At 58.1% G+C, this 945-nt stretch carries 2 protein-coding genes; one reads left to right on the forward strand and one right to left on the reverse strand.

The window, feature by feature from the left end; genetic code table 11:
* Positions 1–105: 105 nt before the first annotated feature.
* On the forward strand, positions 106–420 hold the full coding sequence (locus EGI20_RS18805) for a LacI family DNA-binding transcriptional regulator (protein WP_498633224.1): 315 nt from the start codon (positions 106–108) through the stop codon (positions 418–420).
* A gap of 138 nt (positions 421–558) precedes the next feature.
* On the opposite strand, the gene EGI20_RS18810 is transcribed toward EGI20_RS18805, so the two are convergent.
* Positions 559–945 (reverse strand): GNAT family N-acetyltransferase (locus EGI20_RS18810; protein ID WP_498633225.1); only part of this gene is annotated, 387 nt, incomplete at its 5' end.

A 945-nucleotide genomic window follows, 5' to 3' on the forward strand; every position in this document is an offset into this window, starting at 1 on the left:
AGTCGCGCCATTGTCCTATCTGGCCTATCTACCGATACCTGCGTATGCAGCATGCACACTAAAGCTTAAGCGGTATAATGCATCACTATGATCAGTAATACGTAAATGAAGACTGTGGATCACGCTCAAGATAAGCCACGCCAACGCAACCGGCGCGGCACCCAACGTACGACCATGCTGGATGTTGCCAAACAGGCCAATGTCTCACCCAGTACCGTGTCTCTCTATCTGCGCAAACCCGATGCAGTATCGGAAAAGCTGCGGGAGAAGGTCAGGCAGGTCATAGAGGGACTGCACTACGTTCCCAACCGTATGGCCGGTAGCCTGGCCGCAGCCAAGAGCCGTACCATCGCCGTCATTATCCCGTCTATTTCCAATAATTTCTTCGCCCGCACCGTAAGCAGATTGGCAGCGAACTGATCAAGGCGCTGATTGCCCGCTGCGAAAACCCGCAGGACGACTGGCAAGATTTGGCTATCGATGTCGGCTTTGACCTCATCCCGCGCGGCACCAGCCGTCTATTCTGATCATCCGCCGCCCATAGGTGGCGGATGTGTTTCAGCCTGCAGAGCGCCCCAACTGCGCACGTAGCGCAAGCAGATCACGCCACTCCACCCGCAGCAAGGACAGTACACTGCCATCACCATACTGGTGTACGCCTCCAGCTTTTTCATTCCCGCCTTTTGCCCGGTAGAACGCCCGGGCCGGCTGATTTTCAGCCACGACAGTCAATGCCAGTGTACGGGTGTCCGTCTTGCCGCCCAAGGTATCCAGCAGCCGTGCGAGCAGGGCCTGGCCCAGCCCCTGCCCTTGCCAGCCCGGCAACACATGCAGGTTGTCGAGAAAGACCTCGCCGTTGGCATCCGGACTACGATCCGCCTCGCTCAGTGCGATCGGCCGGTCGCCACACATGGCAAGCTCGATCCGCTTCTTGCCCGCCTGCAA

It is taken from the genome of Aquitalea sp. S1-19 (genome assembly GCF_024343515.1).